A 15,309-nucleotide genomic window follows, 5' to 3' on the forward strand; every position below is an offset into this window, starting at 1 on the left:
GCCGGCAACGGCATCGCGCTGCGCGGCATGCGGAACACCGCGACGAACAACGTCATCCACGACGTGGACTACCTGGGCACCTACGCCCGGCCCACGACCTCCCGTGGAGTCGCCGATCCCTCGGCGTTCTCCGTCACACACGCAGCTCCTCGAACCTGTCGTTCGCGGCGAGCTCCGCGGTGAACCACTCGATCGTGCGCCGCAGCCCCTCCTTGGCGGGCACCTCCGCCCGCCAGCCCAGCCGCTCGGCGGCCAGGGTGGTGTCGGGCCGGCGCACCTTCGGATCGTCGGCGGGCCGGTCGATGAACTCGATCTCCGAGGCCGAACCGGTCAGGTCGCGGATGAGGGTGGCCAGCTCCAGCATGGTCAGCTCGTCCGGGTTGCCGATGTTGACCGGGCCGGTGAAGTCGCTGCGGGCCATGGCCAGGATGCCCGAGACGGTGTCGTCCACGTAGCAGATCGACCTGGTCTGGGTGCCGTCGCCGGTGATGGTCAGCGGCTCGCCCTTCAGCGACTGCCGGATGAACGTCGGGATCGCCCGGCCGTCGAACGGGCGCATCCGCGGGCCGTAGGTGTTGAATATGCGCACGATCCCGGTGTCGGTGCCGCGCGAGTGGCGGTAGGCGGTGGTCAGCGACTCGGCGAAGCGTTTGGCCTCGTCGTAGACGCTGCGCGGGCCGACCGGGTTGACGTTCCCCCAGTACGTCTCCTTCTGCGGGTGCTCCAGCGGGTCGCCGTACACCTCGCTGGTGGACGCCAGGACGAACCGGGCGCCCTTCTCCCTGGCCAGCCCGAGCGCGTGCAGGGTGCCCACGCTGCCCACCCGCAACGTCTCGATCGGGTAGCGCAGGTAGTCGGCCGGCGAGGCGGCCGAGGCGAAGTGCAGCACCAGGTCCACCCGGCCCGGGACGTGCACGTACCCGGTCAGGTCGCTCTCGATGAGCCGGAAGGCCGGATTGTCCAGCAGGTGCTCGACGTTGCGCGGGCCGCCGGTCAGGAAACTGTCCATGCAGATGACCTCGGCGCCTTCGTCCAGCAGGCGTTCGCACAGGTAGGAACCGAGGAAGCCGGCTCCGCCGGTGACCAGAGCCCTCATGACGTGACCTCCAGAGCTGCGTCGACCACTTCCGACACCTCGATCCTGAGCAGGCCGGGATCGGGGCGCAGGCCGTGCGGGTCGCCCTTGCGACCGGCCCACAGGGCCACGTGCCGCCATCCGGGCGGCGGCCCCCACTCCGACGGCGGCACCGGGCCGAACAGCACCACCGACGGCACGCAGAACGCCGTCGCCAGGTGCGCGACCCCGGTGTCGCCGCAGACCACCAGCCGCGCCCGGCTGACCAGGTCGATCAGGTCGGCCAGCCGGGTGCGGCCGGCCAGCATGCGCTCCGGCGGCAGCCCGGCCAGCTCGGCGACCTTCCTGGCGATCGGCACCTCGTCGGCGTTGCCGGTGACGACCACGTCGTCCAGCGCCGCCGCGACCTCGGCGAACCGCTCGGGCGGCCAGCGCCGCGCCGGGTAGGCGGCCCCCGGATGCACGATCACCGGGCCCGTCCGGTCGGAGATGCCGAGCGTCAGGTCCTCGGGGTCGGCGGGGATGCCGTGCCACTCCAGCAGGCCGCACCACCGCCGCACCTCGTGCACGCCGTCCTGCCACGGCGGGCCGACGCCGAAGCTGATCAGCCGGCCCGGGTCGGTGGCGCGCAGCGCCTCGATGCTCTGCGGCCCCTTGCCGTGCAGGTTGACCGCGATGTCGGGCCGCTGGAACGGCACCGGGCCCGGCCCGGACACGTCCACCTGGGCGTCCACCGCGCCGATCAGCGGCAGCAGGGCCTCCAGGGACTTCGGCGCGGCCAGCGTGATCCGGTGCCCGGGGAACGACTGCCGCAGCGCCCGCAGCGCGGGGACGGCCGTGAGCAGGTCGCCCAGGCCGAGCCCGCGCAACGCCAGCAGTTCTAGGGCCATGACGTCTCCGTCGAGGGGCAGACGACCAGCTCTCTGACCTCGCACCCGGCCGGCTGCCGGAGCGCGAACACGACGGTCTGGGCGACGTCGGCCGGGTCGTTCAGCCCCGCCTCCGGGCCCGGCTTGTACTGCTCGGGACGCCCGTCGAAGAAGCTCGTCCGCATGCCGCCCGGGATCAGCAGGGTCACCCCCACCTCGCCGCGCAGCTCGACCGCCAGGCCCCTGGTGAAGCCGACGACGCCGAACTTGGAGGCCGAGTACGCCGAGGCGTCGCTCAGCGGGCGCAGCCCGAGCGTCGAGGCGCAGGTCACCACCTTGCCGCGGCTCCGCTTCAGATACGGCAGCGCCGCCCGGACGACGGCGGCCGTGCCGAGCAGGTTGACCTGGATCACCCGCTCCCAGTCGTCGGCGGGCACGTCCTCCAGGCGTCCGCAGGCGTCGATGCCGGCCGCGGTCACCACGCCGTCCAGGCCGCCGGCCCGCTCGGCGAGCTCGCGCACGGCCCGCTCGGCCTGCCCGCGGTCGGCCAGGTCGGCCGTGACGTGGTCGAAGCGCTGGTCCGGCTCGCGCACGTCGACGACGAGCGCCCGCCAGCCCTCCTTCTCGACCGCTTCGGCGGTGGCCAGGCCGAGACCGGAGGCGCCCCCGGTGATCAAAATATTCACTGGATCTCCCTGATCAGATTGCTGGTCGAACGTCCCGGCAGCGTGCTGAGCGCGACGAACTCGGCGCCGAGCCGCTCCAGGACCTCTGACTCGGGCAGGACTTCCCCCTCGTAGTCCCCGCCCTTCACCCACACGTCGGGCCGCAGCAGCTCGATGGACTCGGCCGGGGTGTCCTCCTCGAACACCAGGACCGCGTCCACGCAGCTCAGCGCCCGCAGCACCTCGACCCGGTCCCGCGCGTCGACCACGGGCCTGGACGGGCCCTTCAGCCTGCGCACCGAGTCGTCGGAGTTGACGCAGACGACGAGAGCGTCGCCCAGCGCCCTGGCCCGCCGCAGGAGGCTCACGTGCCCCGCGTGCAACAGGTCGAAACAGCCGCCGGTGGCGATCAGCCGGCCGCCCTGCGCGCGGGTGAGCCTGGCCACCTCCAGCGCGGTGCGCGGACGGTCGCCGAGCCGCTGTTCCTGGGTCCTGACGGTGGCGGCCCCGCCGCGCTCGACGAAGCGCGAGGCCTCGCCGACGCCGATGGTGACCGCCTCCTCGACGTCCGCGCCGTCCCGCAGCGCGAGCGCCGCGGCGCCGGCGAACCGGTCGCCCGCGCCGCACGCGTCCTGCCCGGCCGCCGTCACCGGCGGCGGCACCCGCGTCAGCGGGCCGCCCTGGACGGCCAGCGTGGCGCCGTTGCCGCCGGTGGTGACCGCCACGGCTCCCGCGCGCAGCTCCCGCACCAGGCGGCGGGCCGCGTGGTCGGGGCCGCGGTAGCCGTCCGGGCACAACATCCTGGCCTCCGCCTCGCTCGGCGTCACCAGCGTGCAGCCCGGCATGGGCGGCCCGCCCCGGGGGTGCGGGTCCCACACGACCGGTACGCGGGCCTCGCGCAGCAGCTCCCGGGCCATGCCGGCCACGCCCCTGCCGTAGTCGGAGACCAGCACGGCGCCGGCGCGGGCCAGCACGGCCGTGATCTCCTCGGGGATCTCGCCGGGCGGGTCGGACCGGGTGACGCCGTCGCCGCTGTCGAGCCTGAGCATGGTCTGGCCCCTCGACCTGACCCTGGTCTTGCGCACGGTCCCGCCGTTCAGCGGCAGGCGTACCAGCTCGACCTCCTCCGACAGCAGCGCGCACAGGCGGTGGCCGTCGGGGTCGTCGCCGATCGCGGTGATCAGCACCACCTCCGCGCCGTCCCGCGCGGCCAGCAGCGCGGCCAGCCCGGCCCCGCCGGGGCGGGCGTGCTCGGCCGCGATGTCGACCACCGGGACCGGCGCGTCCGGGCACAGCCGCTCGCTGTCGCCCTCGACGTCCACGTCGAGCAGTGTGTCGCCGATGACGACGAGGGGGCCCATCAGACGGCCTCCTCGATGGCGTCGCAGAGCAGGTGGATCATGGCGAGGTGCACCTCCTGGACGGTGGCCGTCTCCTGCGCGGGCACGGCCACCGCCTCGTCGCACAGGTCGGCCAGCGGGTTCGGCGCGGGCCCGGTCAGCGCCCAGGCGACGACGCCGACCTCCTGCGCCGCCCGGGCCGCGGCCAGCACGTTCGGGCTGCCGCCGCTGGTGGACAGGCACATCAGCACGTCACCGGGACGGCCGTGCGCCCGCACCTGGCGGGCGTAGACCTCCTCGTGGCCGAAGTCGTTGGCGATCGCGGTCATCGAGGAGCTGTCGCCGTGCAGCGGGATCGCCGCGTACGGCGGCCGGTCGGCCCTGAACCGGCCCACCAGCTCGGCCGTCAGGTGCTGGGCCTCGGCCGCCGACCCGCCGTTGCCGCAGGCCAGCAGCCGGCCGCCGGCCGACAGCACGCCGGCCAGCTTCCCGCCCCAGGCGCGGATGGTGACCGCGTGGTCGTCGACCTTCTCCAGCGTGGTCCAGAGCTTTTCCAGATGTCTGTCCATGATCAACCCCCCAGAGCGGCCAGGCGGCAGAGCTTGCCGTCGATGACCTGCGTGTACACCGCCTCGGTCTGCTCGGCGATGCGGGACCAGCCGTACCGCTCGCGGGCCCGCCGCGCCCCCGCCGCGCCCAGCGCCGCGCGCCTGCCCGGGTCGGCGAGCACGTCGCGCAGCGCCCTGGCCAGCGCCCGCGGGCGCCGCGGCGGGACCAGCACGCCGCAGCCCGCGACCGTGTCCAGGTGGCCGCCGACCGCCGAGGCCACGACGGGCACACCGCAGGCCATCGCCTCGATCGGGACCATCCCGAACGGCTCGTACCAGGGCACGGTGACCACGACGTCGGCCGAGCGCATCAGCGCCGGCACGTGCGTGCGCGGGACGCTGCCGATCAGGTGCACCCGGTCCTGGAGCCCGTAGGCGAGGGCCAGGTCGCGCAGCCGGGCGGTCTCCTCCTCGTCGTCCGGGCCGCCGCCGGCGATCACCAGGTCGGCGTCCGGGAGCTGGCGCAGCGCGGCGATCAGGGTGTCCACGCCCTTGCGCGGCACCATCCGGCCGATGCTGAGCACCACCTTGGCGCCCGCGCGCGGCGCGACCGGCCCCTGCGGGCGGAACGCCGTCAGGTCCACCCCGCAGGGCACCACCGTGACGCGCCGCTCGGGCACGCCCATCGCGCACAGCTCGCTGACCTCGTCGCTGCAGGTGGCCAGCACCGCGTCGGCCCGCTTGCCGATCTCGCGCTCGGTGTCGATCCGGTGCGCCGGACTGGTGTCGGCCTCGCCCTGCCAGCGCCGCTTCACGGTGCCGAGCGCGTGGAAGGTCTGCACCACCGGCACGCCCCCGGCGGCGGCCCGCAGGGCCGCCTGGCCGCTCATCCAGAAGTGCGCGTGGGCCACGTCCGGCGGGTCGGCCGCCCAGCGCTCGGCCAGGCGTTCGGTGAACTCCGGCATGTACGGCGGCAGCTCGTCCTTCGGCACGACCGCGGCCGGGCCCGCCGTGACGTACTCGACCGTGACGCCGGGCGCCATGGTCACCGCGTCGGGCTGCGACCGCGCCGAGCGCCTGGTGTGGACGACGACCGTGTGCCCGCGCTCGGCCAGTGCGACGGCCAGGTGCGCGACGTAGACGTTCTGCCCGCCCGCGTCCACGCCACCGATGGCCGCCAGCGGATCGGCGTGTTCGGAGATGAGATCGACCTTCACTGCGTCAGCTCCCTCACTGCCTTGACCACCTGCTCACTTGTCACCAGGGACAGGCACGGGTGCCCGGCCACCGGACAGGTGCGCGCCCTGCTTCCCGAGCAGGGCGCCTGCTGGTCGCCGAGCAGCACCGTGGGAACGCCGTACGGGGCCCATCGAGCGGCGGGGACGACAGGGGCGAACAGGCTCACGACCGGTGTGCCGACCGCCGCGGCCAGGTGCGCGGGACCGGTGTTCCCGGCCACCAGCACACTGGCGCCTTCGATCACGGCGGCCAGCTCGGCGAACGTGGTCCTGCCCCCGAGGTCGACTGCCGCGTCGCAGGCCACGTAGGCGGTGAGGTCACGTTCCTTGCCGGTCACGACGACCCGGTGCCCGTCGTCCACCAGCTCCCTGACGGCCTGCCGATGCCTGTCGGCGGGCCACGTTCTGGCGGGGGCTGACGTCCCTGGATGCACCACGACGTACGAGCGTTCATCGGCAGCGCCGCCGACGCCTAGGAGATGCCCGCTTTCCCGGCCGATATCCGGCAAGGGCCGCCGAACAGCCAGTTTGCCGTCGTCGCCGGGTGGCAGATCGAACCCGGCCGCCCGCGCGACGGCCAGCATGCGCTCGGCCTCGGGCACGTCGAGCGTCTCGTCCACGACGTGCCGGACGTCCAGGAGCGAGCCGGGGTAGTCGTTGCTGATCGCGCAGACGCGCCGCACGCCGGCCATCCGCAGCAGCAGGGCCAGCGGCAGCGCCGACTGGTGGAAGGAGGTCAGCAGCAGCGCCTCGTCCACGCCCTCGACCCGGGCGATCAGGTCGGCGACCTGGGCGTTGGACACGGCGGTGGGGGAGTGGTCGATCCACGGCGCCCGCCACTCGATCACCCGGTCCACGCCGGGCAGCAGCTCGGCGGCGGCCCGGCCGTTGGGACCGGCCAGGAAGACCAGCTCGTCGGCGAGCGTGCGCACGGCGCGGGTGGCGGGCCCGGCCAGCAGGACGTCTCCGGCGTCGTCGAGCCGCGCCACCAGGACGCGTCCCCGGCCGCCGCCGCGCTCTCCGGCCGCCCGGCACACCGCCGCCTCCGGCGTGCCGGCCTCCGTCGTGGTGGTCTGCGCCGTGGTGGTCTGCGCTGTGGTGGGTTCCGCGGGCTTGCGGGCGCGGGCGGCCCGTCCGGCCTTGCCGCGGCACTGCGTGGCGTTCGTACGGCCGCAGCCGCACCGAGCCGCCGGATCGCGACGTCTCATCGCCGCCACCTCCATTCCCCCCGAAGCCGGTGCACACAGGCGACCGGCGGGATCACTACGCTGGTGACGGCCATGCGCCACACCTCGCGCGGGGTACGCGGCCCTGGGGCGATGCGCCGCCAGGCGAACTCGGCGGTCATCGCGGCCCACAGGGCTCCGGCTACCGCGGCCAGCACCGGCAACGCCCGCCACCCGCCGGCCGCGCCCCGCCTGCCGGGCCGCCGGTCGAGCCGCCCGCCGGGCCGACTGCCGGGCCGCCCGCCGCGCCGTCTCTCCGGCCACCGGTCCGCGCGTCCTTTGCCGGACGGGCGGGCCACGGTGGCGGCCAGGCCCAGGGCGGCGGCCGTGAGCGCGGCGGCCGAGGTGGCGGCGTGGCGGCGCAGCCGGCCGCCCGAGCCGCCGATCGCCTGCCGCCAGTCCGGCCCGTGCAGGCGCCGCATCAGCGCGTCGTCGGCGTTGCCGCGCTGGAAGCGCACGCTCGCCCAGAACCCGTCCTGGCGCACCGGGTGCGTGGTCACCCGCTCGCCCGCGACCAGCCGGTGGCCCGCCCGCGCCACCCGCAGGGCGATGTCGGCGTCCTCGCGGTAGGCGCGGGGGAAACGTTCGTCGAACCCGCCGGTCTGCTCCAGCACCGAACGCCGGTAGGCCATGTCGGCCGTCACCCACAGCGCGTCCGACAGCCCCAGCGTGTGCCGCTCGGCGTCGGTGGGCCGCCGGCCGGACGGCCGCGGCACCACGATCCGGCCCTGGCTGCCGCCCACATCGTCGGGCAGGTCCACCAGGTCCTTCCAGACCGCCTCGGCCCACCCGGGCGCGGGGATCACGTCGTCGTCGAGGAACACCACCCAGGGCGTCCCGGCGGCCCGCCACCCGGCGTTGCGCGCCGCGGCCGGGCCGCGGCCGCCCGAGCGCACGACCCGCACGTGATCGGGCAGCTCCAGCGCGGCGGCGTCCGCCCGCCGGTCGTCCACCACGATCACCGGCACCGACCGGCCCACCGCCGCCAGCGTCTCCCGCAGCGTGGCGCGGCCGATGGTGGGGATCACGACGGTGATCACGACGCGAACACCTCCCCGCGCCGCACCAGGTACGGCCCCAGCGCCAGCACGTCCACCGGCGAGGAGCCGAAGCACTCCAGCGCGTCGCGCGGGTCGTCGACCATCGGCCGGCCCGCGGTGTTCAGGCTCGTGTTGACCACCACCGGCAGCCCCGTGCGCGCCTCGAACTCGGTCAGCACCCGCGCCATCAGCGGGTCGTCGGCCGGCGAGATCGTCTGGATGCGGGCGGTGCCGTCCACGTGCACCACCGCCGGGATGCGGTCCCGCCAGGGCTCGCGCACGTCGTGCACGAACAGCATGTACGGCGAGGGCACCGGCCCCCGCCCGAAGATCTCCGCCGCCCTGGACTCCAGGACCATCGGCGCGATCGGCCGGAACTGCTCCCGGCCCTTGACGTCGTTGAGCCGCTCGGTGTTGCCCGCGTGCCCCGGATGGGCCAGCAGCGACCGGCGGCCGAGGGCCCGCGGCCCGTACTCGGACCGGCCCTGGAACCAGGCCACGATCCGGTCGGCGGCCAGTTCGGCGGCCACCGCCGCGCCCAGGTCGGCCGGCCGCGTGTACGGCACCCGCGCCACGTCCAGCCAGGCGCCCAGCTCCTCGTCGGTGAACCCGCGCCCGAGCGCCGCGCCCGGCATGGGACCGGCGGGCTCGCCGTAGGTCTGCGCCAGGTGCAGCGCGCCGCCCAGCGCCGTGCCGGAGTCGCCGGCGGCCGGCTGGGCCCACACCTCCTCGAACGGCCCCTCGTCCAGCAGCCGGGTGTTGGCCACGCAGTTCAGCGCCACCCCGCCGGCCAGCGCGAGCCGTCGTTCGCCGGTGCGCTCGTGCAGCCAGCGGGCCAGCTCCAGCAGCACCTCCTCCAACCGGGCCTGCACGCTGGCGGCCAGGTCGGCGTGGTCGGAGGTCCACGGCTCGCCCATGGCCAGGGCCTTGACGTAGACGTTCCAGTCGACCGGCTCGACGCGGAAGCCGCCGTCGCCGGTCGTGTAGATGATCTCGCGCAGCGACTCCAGGTGGCGCGGCCGGCCGTAGGAGGCCATGGCCATGACCTTGTACTCGTCGCTGGAGCGCAGGAAGCCCAGGTGCTGGGTGACGTCCTCGTACATCAGGCCGAGCGAGTGCGGCAGCTCCTGGGCGGCCAGCACCTCCAGCTCGCCGTCGCGGTAGCGGCCCGCCAGGTGCGAGACGTTCTCGCCGCGCCCGTCGCACACCAGCACCGCGCAGTCGCGCCAGGGGGAGGCCAGACCGGCCGAGGCGGCGTGCGCCACGTGGTGCGGCACGTAGGTGACCTGCCCGGCGTCCAGGCCCGGCAGCGCGGTCGCCAGGAAGGCGGGCGCCCGGACGGCGTACTTCGTGCGCAGGTCCTCCCAGTCGCCCTCCGGCCGCTGGACCACCAGCGCCGGGTCGTAGGAGTAGGCCACGGCGTCCAGGTCCTCGGGGGACAGGCCCGCCTCGTGCAGGCACCAGGCGGCGGCCTGCTCGGGCAGCTCCCACGCGGAGAACGCCAGCGGCCGTTTGCCGTGCTTGCGGCGGCTGAAGCGCTCCTCCTCCGCCGCGGCCACGATCTTCCCGTCGACGACCAGCGCCGCGGCCGGGTCGTGGAAGATCGCGTTGATGCCGAGAAACTTCATCGTTTCCTCCCCCGCAGATGTCGAGAACCGCTACCGAGAGAAGCGGCTCTCAAACCTCGGGCTACCTCGGGAGATGCGAAAACGGGCGTAATCGCCTGGGGTTGGTCACTCTGAGTAGTTGTTTGCCGGGTGGTGGCCCGGGTAGCTGCCGGACCACGCGACGGAGGTGAGAGGTGTTCGAAAAGCGACGTCCCGGGGCCGTCCTCTTCGACCGGGACGGAACCTTGATCAAAGACGTGCCGTACAACGGCGACCCGCGCCTCGTCGAGCCCATGCCGGGAGCGGTCGAGGCGCTCGGCAGGCTCCGCCGGGCCGACGTGCCCGTCGCGGTGGTCACCAACCAGTCCGGCGTGGCCAAGGGCCTGCTCTCGCCGGACGAGATGGACCAGGTGAACGCCAGGGTGGAGGAGCTGCTCGGGCCGTTCGACGCGTGGGCCATCTGCGTGCACGACGACGCCGACGGCTGCACCTGCCGCAAACCGGCGCCGGGGCTGGTGATCAGGGCGGCCGCCGTCCTCGACGTCAGCCCGCGCGACTGCGTGGTGGTCGGCGACATCGGCCGGGACATGGAGGCGGCCAGGGCCGCGGGGGCCCGGGGCATCCTCGTCCCGACGAGGCAGACGCTGGAGGAGGAGATCGAGCAGGCGGCCGAGGTCGCCGACGATCTCACCGACGTCGTCGACCGGGTGCTCAGCGCGCCCGAGATGCCCGTGGCGGCGGCCTCGTCCGCGCCCTGGGCCCGGGCCATGGGCTGGAGCCGCTGGTGAGGATCCTCATCTGGCACGTCCACGGCTCGTGGACCAGCGCCTTCGTCAGCGGCGGCCACGACTACGTGCTGCCGCTCGTCCCCGGCCGCGGTCCCGACGGCCGGGGGCGCGCCGCCACCTACGACTGGCCGGACAACGTCCGCGAGGTGGCCTACGACCGGCTCCGCGACGAGCCGATCGACGTGGTCGTCTACCAGCGGCCGCACGAGATCGACCTGGCCCGCGAGTGGCTCGGCCGCGCGGCGCCCGGCGTGTACGTCGAGCACAACACCCCGGCCGGCGACGTCCCGCGGACCAGGCACCCGCTGTCCGGCCAGGACGACGTCACGATCGTGCACGTCACCCACTTCAACGAGCTGTTCTGGGACAACGGCCGGGCGCCCACCCGCGTGATCGAGCACGGCGTCCCCGACCCGGGCCACCTGTACACCGGCGAGCTGGCCAGGGCCGGCGTCGTGGTCAACGAGCCGGTACGCCGTACCAGGGTCGCCGGCACCGACCTGCTGCCGCGCTTCGCCGAGCGCGTCCCGCTGGACGTGTTCGGCATGAAGGTGGACGGCCTGCCGTACGGCACCTACGAGGACCTGCCGCAGCACGTCATGCACGCCGCCCTGGCCCGCAGACGCGCCTACCTGCACCCGTACCGCTGGACGTCGCTGGGCCTGGCCCTCATCGAGGCCATGACCCTGGGCATGCCCGTCGTGGCGCTGGCCACGACCGAGGCCGTCGAGGCGGTGCCGCAGGAGGCCGGGGTGCTCTCCACCAGGGTGGACGTGCTGGCCGACGCCCTGCACGCCTTCGTCACCGACCCCGAGCGGGCCGCCCAGGCCGGCAAGGCCGCGCGCGCCGCCGCCCTGGCCCGCTACGGCCTGCCCAGGTTCCTGCGGGACTGGGACCGGCTGCTGGCCGAGATCTGAGCCGGGATCCGAGTCGAGGTCCGAGCCGAGGTCCGAGCCGGGATCCGAGCCGGGATCTGACAGGTATGACGCCGGAAGGCATGGGTAGGCGCGATGGGCATGATGATGCTCAACTGGTCACGCAGGGCAGCCTGCCTGGAACTGGACCCCGAACTGTTCTTCCCGATCTCGCTCGAAGGCCCCGGCCGCTCGCAGGTCGAGAAGGCCAAGACCATCTGCGGCCGGTGCCCCGTGCGCCGGCCCTGCCTGCAGTACGCGCTGGACACCCGTCAGGCGCACGGCGTGTGGGGCGGCACCGACCCCGAACAGCGGCGTGAGCTCAGCTCGCCGGCAGTGCCTCGGCAAGAAAGCGTTCCCGCTCCTCAGCTTCGAGGTGGTCGCTGAACAGCACCCCGTCGAGATGATCGGCCTCGTGTTGCAGCACCCTCGCCAGCACGCCCAGCGCCCGTAGCGTCACCGGCTTGCCGAACATGTCGCGGCCGCGCGCCGTGACCATGTAGGAGCGTTCCAGCGGACGCCAGAGGCCCGGCGCCGACAGGCACGCCTCGTCGGCGGTGATCCGCCGCTCCGACAGCTCCAGCCGCGGGTTGACCAGATGACCGGAACGGCCGTCGTAGGAGTAGACGAGCACCCGCACCGGCTCGCCGATCTGCGGGGCCGACAGGCCTGCCCGGCCCGTGCCCGCCCGCAGGGTGAGCGTCAGCGACTTCACCAGGCGCCGCAGCTCCCGGTCGAAGTCGTGCACCGGCTCCGCCACCACGCGGAGCACCGGATCGTCGAACACGCGAATAGGCCGGACCGTCACCCGCAACTCCCCGAAACGCCGCGATCGTCATGCGGAACGGTTCCCGTCGCCGGATCCCCTCAACCCTGAAGGCCGGGCCTTGTAGCACAGCGGTAACAGCGGAGACCCAAGGGTGAAACCACCCGAAAGCAGGATCGGAGGGTGATCTCACTTGCGTCGCCCGCGCCTGTGACGCCCGGCCGGGCGCTCGGGGCCCGGCCGGGCCCCACCTGCCCGGAGGTGCCGGCATGACCGCCCTTTCCGAAGGCTCTCCCGAGACGGTGCCCGACGCGCCGGCCGCGTTCATCCAAGGGTCTTCCGGGACGGCGCCCGACGCGCCGGGCGGGTTCACCCGAGGGTCTCCCGGGACGGCGCCGGACGCGCCGGCCGCGTTCATCCAAGGGTCACCTGAGACGGCGCCCGACGCGCTGGCCGGGTTCACCATCGGGGTGACCGCCACGCGGCGGCGGGAGGAGTTCGCCGCGCTGCTGGCGCGGCGCGGCGCCCGCGTCGTCAGCGCGCCCGCCATCCGCCTGGTGCCCCTGGCCGAGGACGCCGACCTGCTCGCCGCCACCCGCCTCACCCTCCAGGCCCCCCTGGACGACGTGGTCGTCACCACCGGCGTCGGCTTCCGCGGCTGGATGGCCGCCGCCGAGGGCTGGGGCCTGTCCGCCGACCTGGGCGACCACCTCGGCCGGGCCCGCCTGCTCACCCGCGGCCCCAAGGCCAGGGGAGCCGTACGGGCCGCCGGGCTGACCGACCACTGGACGCCCGTCACCGAGTCCTGCGACGAGGTCAAGGAGCACCTGCTCGCCCAGGACCTGCGCGGCCGGCGCATCGCGGTCCAGCAGCACGGCGAGCCGCTCACCGCCTTCGTGGCGGCCCTGCGCGCGGCCGGGGCCGAGGTGATCGAGATCCCGGTCTACCGGTGGCTGCCCTGCCGCGACGGCTCGCCCCTGCGCCGCCTGATCAGCCAGGCCGTCTCGGGCGCGGTGGACGCGGTGGCCTTCACCAGCGCGCCCGCCGTCCACGCCATGCTCGGCGCGGCCCGCTCCGACGGCCTGGAGGACGCGCTGCTGGCCGCGTTCGGCGGGCCCGTCGTGGCCGCCTGCGTGGGGCCCGTGACGGCCGAGCCGCTGACCTCGCGCGGCGTACGCGTCCTGCGGCCCGACCGGTCCCGTCTCGGCGCCCTGGCCCGCGCGCTGGCCAGGCACCTGCCCGAGCACGGCGTCACCCGGCTGGTCGCGGGCGGGCACCGGCTGGAGGTGCGCGGCCACGCCGTCGTCGTGGACGGCGACCTGCGTCCGCTGCCGCCCGCGCCGATGGCGGTGCTCAAACGCCTGGCCGACAAGCCGGGCCACGTGGTCTCCCGCGCCGACCTGCGCACGGTGCTGCCGGGCAGCGCGGCCCGGGACTCGGCCGAGCACGCGGTGGAGATGGCCGTCACCCGGCTGCGCCGCGCCCTGGGGCCGGCCGGCATCGTCGAGACGGTCGTCAAACGCGGCTACCGCCTGGCCTGCCCCCACGACCCCACCCGATGACCCCCAACCGGCCCACCCACCCCCTGACCTCCGACCAGCCCAGCCACCCCCTGACCTCCGAGCAGCTCATCGACCCCATGATCTTCGACCAGCCCAGCCACTCCATGACCTCCGACCAGCCCGCAAGCCCCGGCTCGACGTCGGACGGGAGGCCCACTCTCGTGCGTGGGCCGGTCCTCGTGCGCGGGTCCTACGTCGCGCCTGTGCCTGACGCCGTGAGTGCGTCCGATGTCGTGCGTGCGCCCGCTCAGGTGGGGGCGTCCCGTCTGGTGGGTGCCTCCCCGCTAGTGGGGGCGTCCGTGCTGGAGGACGGGGCGCTGCCAACGCTGGTGCTGGCCGCGCACGGTACGCGGAGTGCGGCGGGGGAGCGGGCCTTGGCGGCACTCGCCCGCTCGGTCCGCAGGGCGCGTCCGGGGTGTCGGGTCGAACCGAGTTTTCTGGAGATCAGCGCGCCGCTGCTCGCCGACGTGCTGCCGGCCGTGCCGGGGCCGGTGGTGGTCGTGCCGTTGCTGCTGGCTAGGGGCTACCACGTGCACGTCGACCTGCCCGAGGTGGTCGCCGCCCGCCGTCCGGACGCGTTGGTGGCCGGCCGGCTCGGTCCGCACGCCCTGCTGACCACGGCGCTCGTCCGCACGCTGGCCCAGGCGGGGCTGCGCGCCGACGACACGCTGATCCTGGGCGCGGCGGGCTCGTCCGACCCCGCCGGGCTCGCCGACGTGCGCACCGCGGCCCGGCGGCTCTCGGTACGCCTGTCACGGCCGGTCACGGCGGCCTTCGCCGCCTCGGGGACGCCGTCGCTGCCGGACGCGGTGGACCAGGCGCGCAGGACGTCCCGTGGCCGGGTGGTGGTGGCCTCGTACGTGCTGGCCCCCGGCTTCTTCCACGATCGGCTGACCGCCTCGGGCGCCGACCTGGTCACCGCCCCGCTCGCCCCGGACCCCGCCGTGACCGCCCTCATCTGGCACCGCTACGACCAGTCCCTCACACACCGACACCCGCACCCGACCCCCGCCGCCCGGAGGTAACCCCCGCCCTCACATGCCCCGAAATCCGGCCACGCGCCCCCACATGCATGGAGAGATGCAGCGACCGACCTCGCTTCCGCTCCCGGAGCTGTAGCCGAACGCCCTCTCAGCCCCCGGGCCTGGCATGTACCCCAGCGATCCCTCACCTCCCGGCCTCGGCGATGCACACGCGCGACCTCACAGCCCTGGCCTCGGGGACGCGAAACGCGACCTCCCCAACGCGGCCTGAGATAGAGCCACACGACCTCCCCGCCCCGCCCGGACCCCCAAGGGCTGCTCGCAGAGTTGGCCGCCGGGGGGAGGACCGCGCCGCGGGCCTGCTCCGGGAGCATGTCATCAGGTGTGAGGCCCTGAGATGGGATGACCCCGGGCCAGCGGCCGGGTGTGGCCGTGGGCCGAAACGGCCCGGAGTCAGCCGTTGGGGTGGGGCAGTCCGAGCCGGGGATGCCACCGGAGTCAGTCGTCGGGTCTGGAGGTCGGTGCCGTGGGCTGCTGCGGGAGCAGGCCGTCAGGTGTGAGGGCCTGAGACGGGATGGGCCTCGGAGCCAGTGGCCAGGTGGGGGCCGTGGGCCGAAATGGCCCGGGGGCAGCCGTCGGGTGGGGCAGCCCGATACGGAGATGCCCCGGAGTCAGTCGTCGGGTGTAA

At 74.6% G+C, this 15,309-nt stretch carries 16 protein-coding genes; 6 read left to right on the top strand and 10 right to left on the bottom strand.

Translation table 11 applies throughout. The features are described 5' to 3' along the window. A partial coding sequence (locus tag ACWEJ6_RS46915; RefSeq protein WP_452431830.1) for a hypothetical protein occupies positions 1-183 on the top strand: 183 nt, incomplete at its 5' end. On the opposite strand, the gene ACWEJ6_RS46920 is transcribed toward ACWEJ6_RS46915, so the two are convergent. From ACWEJ6_RS46920 to ACWEJ6_RS46960, 9 genes are read right to left on the bottom strand one after another with little or no spacing between them, the layout of a single operon-like run. Next, a complete protein-coding gene (locus tag ACWEJ6_RS46920) occupies positions 134-1,096 on the bottom strand; it encodes a UDP-glucuronic acid decarboxylase family protein (protein WP_358298968.1) in 963 nt (320 codons plus the stop codon). The two genes, ACWEJ6_RS46915 and ACWEJ6_RS46920, sit on opposite strands and share 50 nt — an antisense overlap. Next, positions 1,093-1,965 carry a glycosyltransferase family 9 protein gene (locus tag ACWEJ6_RS46925; RefSeq protein ID WP_397218052.1) on the bottom strand — a complete coding sequence of 291 codons (873 nt, stop codon included), beginning with the start codon at positions 1,963-1,965 and terminating at the stop codon, positions 1,093-1,095. The genes ACWEJ6_RS46920 and ACWEJ6_RS46925 overlap by 4 nt, the downstream gene beginning before the upstream one ends. Further along, positions 1,956-2,630, bottom strand: a complete 675-nt coding sequence (locus ACWEJ6_RS46930) for an SDR family oxidoreductase (RefSeq protein WP_352363997.1) — start codon at positions 2,628-2,630, stop codon at positions 1,956-1,958. Before ACWEJ6_RS46930 ends, ACWEJ6_RS46925 begins: the two co-directional genes overlap by 10 nt. Then, positions 2,627-3,970: a PfkB family carbohydrate kinase gene (locus tag ACWEJ6_RS46935; RefSeq protein WP_358298972.1), complete on the bottom strand. Its 1,344-nt coding sequence runs from the start codon at positions 3,968-3,970 to the stop codon at positions 2,627-2,629. Before ACWEJ6_RS46935 ends, ACWEJ6_RS46930 begins: the two co-directional genes overlap by 4 nt. After that, positions 3,970-4,518, bottom strand: coding sequence for a D-sedoheptulose-7-phosphate isomerase (locus ACWEJ6_RS46940; RefSeq protein ID WP_357977238.1), 549 nt, complete (start codon positions 4,516-4,518; stop codon positions 3,970-3,972). The genes ACWEJ6_RS46935 and ACWEJ6_RS46940 overlap by 1 nt, the downstream gene beginning before the upstream one ends. Positions 4,519-4,520: 2 nt before the next feature. After that, positions 4,521-5,714: a glycosyltransferase gene (locus ACWEJ6_RS46945; protein ID WP_452431831.1), complete on the bottom strand. Its 1,194-nt coding sequence runs from the start codon at positions 5,712-5,714 to the stop codon at positions 4,521-4,523. Then, positions 5,711-6,943, bottom strand: a complete 1,233-nt coding sequence (locus ACWEJ6_RS46950; protein ID WP_452431833.1) for a glycosyltransferase family 9 protein — start codon at positions 6,941-6,943, stop codon at positions 5,711-5,713. Before ACWEJ6_RS46950 ends, ACWEJ6_RS46945 begins: the two co-directional genes overlap by 4 nt. After that, on the bottom strand, positions 6,940-8,001 hold the full coding sequence (locus ACWEJ6_RS46955) for a glycosyltransferase family 2 protein (protein WP_452431835.1): 1,062 nt from the start codon (positions 7,999-8,001) through the stop codon (positions 6,940-6,942). The genes ACWEJ6_RS46950 and ACWEJ6_RS46955 overlap by 4 nt, the downstream gene beginning before the upstream one ends. Then, entirely contained in the window at positions 7,998-9,629 is a 1,632-nt protein-coding gene (locus ACWEJ6_RS46960; RefSeq protein ID WP_452431836.1) for a carbamoyltransferase family protein, read from the bottom strand. Before ACWEJ6_RS46960 ends, ACWEJ6_RS46955 begins: the two co-directional genes overlap by 4 nt. Before the next feature lie 173 nt (positions 9,630-9,802). On the opposite strand from ACWEJ6_RS46960, the gene ACWEJ6_RS46965 reads away from it, so the two are divergent. The 3 genes from ACWEJ6_RS46965 to ACWEJ6_RS46975 all read left to right on the top strand — a co-directional run bounded on the left by ACWEJ6_RS46965 (position 9,803) and on the right by ACWEJ6_RS46975 (position 11,697). After that, on the top strand, positions 9,803-10,396 hold the full coding sequence (locus ACWEJ6_RS46965; RefSeq protein WP_358298981.1) for a D-glycero-alpha-D-manno-heptose-1,7-bisphosphate 7-phosphatase: 594 nt from the start codon (positions 9,803-9,805) through the stop codon (positions 10,394-10,396). Then, positions 10,393-11,313 (top strand): glycosyltransferase, encoded by a 921-nt coding sequence (locus ACWEJ6_RS46970; protein ID WP_452431839.1) that lies wholly within the window; start codon positions 10,393-10,395, stop codon positions 11,311-11,313. The genes ACWEJ6_RS46965 and ACWEJ6_RS46970 overlap by 4 nt, the downstream gene beginning before the upstream one ends. Positions 11,314-11,418: 105 nt before the next feature. Continuing rightward, positions 11,419-11,697 (top strand): WhiB family transcriptional regulator, encoded by a 279-nt coding sequence (locus tag ACWEJ6_RS46975; protein WP_449923197.1) that lies wholly within the window; start codon positions 11,419-11,421, stop codon positions 11,695-11,697. Here ACWEJ6_RS46975 and ACWEJ6_RS46980 read toward each other — a convergent pair. After that, entirely contained in the window at positions 11,633-12,118 is a 486-nt protein-coding gene (locus ACWEJ6_RS46980) for a peptide deformylase (RefSeq protein ID WP_364338286.1), read from the bottom strand. The two genes, ACWEJ6_RS46975 and ACWEJ6_RS46980, sit on opposite strands and share 65 nt — an antisense overlap. Positions 12,119-12,345: 227 nt before the next feature. On the opposite strand from ACWEJ6_RS46980, the gene ACWEJ6_RS46985 reads away from it, so the two are divergent. Both ACWEJ6_RS46985 and ACWEJ6_RS46990 read left to right on the top strand, forming a co-directional pair. Continuing rightward, a complete protein-coding gene (locus tag ACWEJ6_RS46985; protein ID WP_452431841.1) occupies positions 12,346-13,638 on the top strand; it encodes a uroporphyrinogen-III synthase in 1,293 nt (430 codons plus the stop codon). Further along, positions 13,635-14,663 (top strand): sirohydrochlorin chelatase, encoded by a 1,029-nt coding sequence (locus ACWEJ6_RS46990; RefSeq protein ID WP_452431843.1) that lies wholly within the window; start codon positions 13,635-13,637, stop codon positions 14,661-14,663. Before ACWEJ6_RS46985 ends, ACWEJ6_RS46990 begins: the two co-directional genes overlap by 4 nt. Positions 14,664-15,309: the final 646 nt, after the last annotated feature.

Source organism: Nonomuraea sp. NPDC004702, from assembly GCF_053601695.1.

Bases quoted from the DNA above. Each gene is read 5' to 3' on its own strand.
- ACWEJ6_RS46920 (WP_358298968.1), bottom strand. From the start codon at position 1,096: ATGAGGGCTCTGGTCACCGGCGGAGCCGGCTTCCTCGGTTCCTACCTG.
- ACWEJ6_RS46925 (WP_397218052.1), bottom strand. From the start codon at position 1,965: ATGGCCCTAGAACTGCTGGCGTTGCGCGGGCTCGGCCTGGGCGACCTG.
- ACWEJ6_RS46935 (WP_358298972.1), bottom strand. From the start codon at position 3,970: ATGGGCCCCCTCGTCGTCATCGGCGACACACTGCTCGACGTGGACGTC.
- ACWEJ6_RS46940 (WP_357977238.1), bottom strand. From the start codon at position 4,518: ATGGACAGACATCTGGAAAAGCTCTGGACCACGCTGGAGAAGGTCGAC.
- ACWEJ6_RS46950 (WP_452431833.1), bottom strand. From the start codon at position 6,943: ATGAGACGTCGCGATCCGGCGGCTCGGTGCGGCTGCGGCCGTACGAAC.
- ACWEJ6_RS46960 (WP_452431836.1), bottom strand. From the start codon at position 9,629: ATGAAGTTTCTCGGCATCAACGCGATCTTCCACGACCCGGCCGCGGCG.
- ACWEJ6_RS46975 (WP_449923197.1), top strand. From the start codon at position 11,419: ATGCTCAACTGGTCACGCAGGGCAGCCTGCCTGGAACTGGACCCCGAA.
- ACWEJ6_RS46985 (WP_452431841.1), top strand. From the start codon at position 12,346: ATGACCGCCCTTTCCGAAGGCTCTCCCGAGACGGTGCCCGACGCGCCG.
- ACWEJ6_RS46990 (WP_452431843.1), top strand. From the start codon at position 13,635: ATGACCCCCAACCGGCCCACCCACCCCCTGACCTCCGACCAGCCCAGC.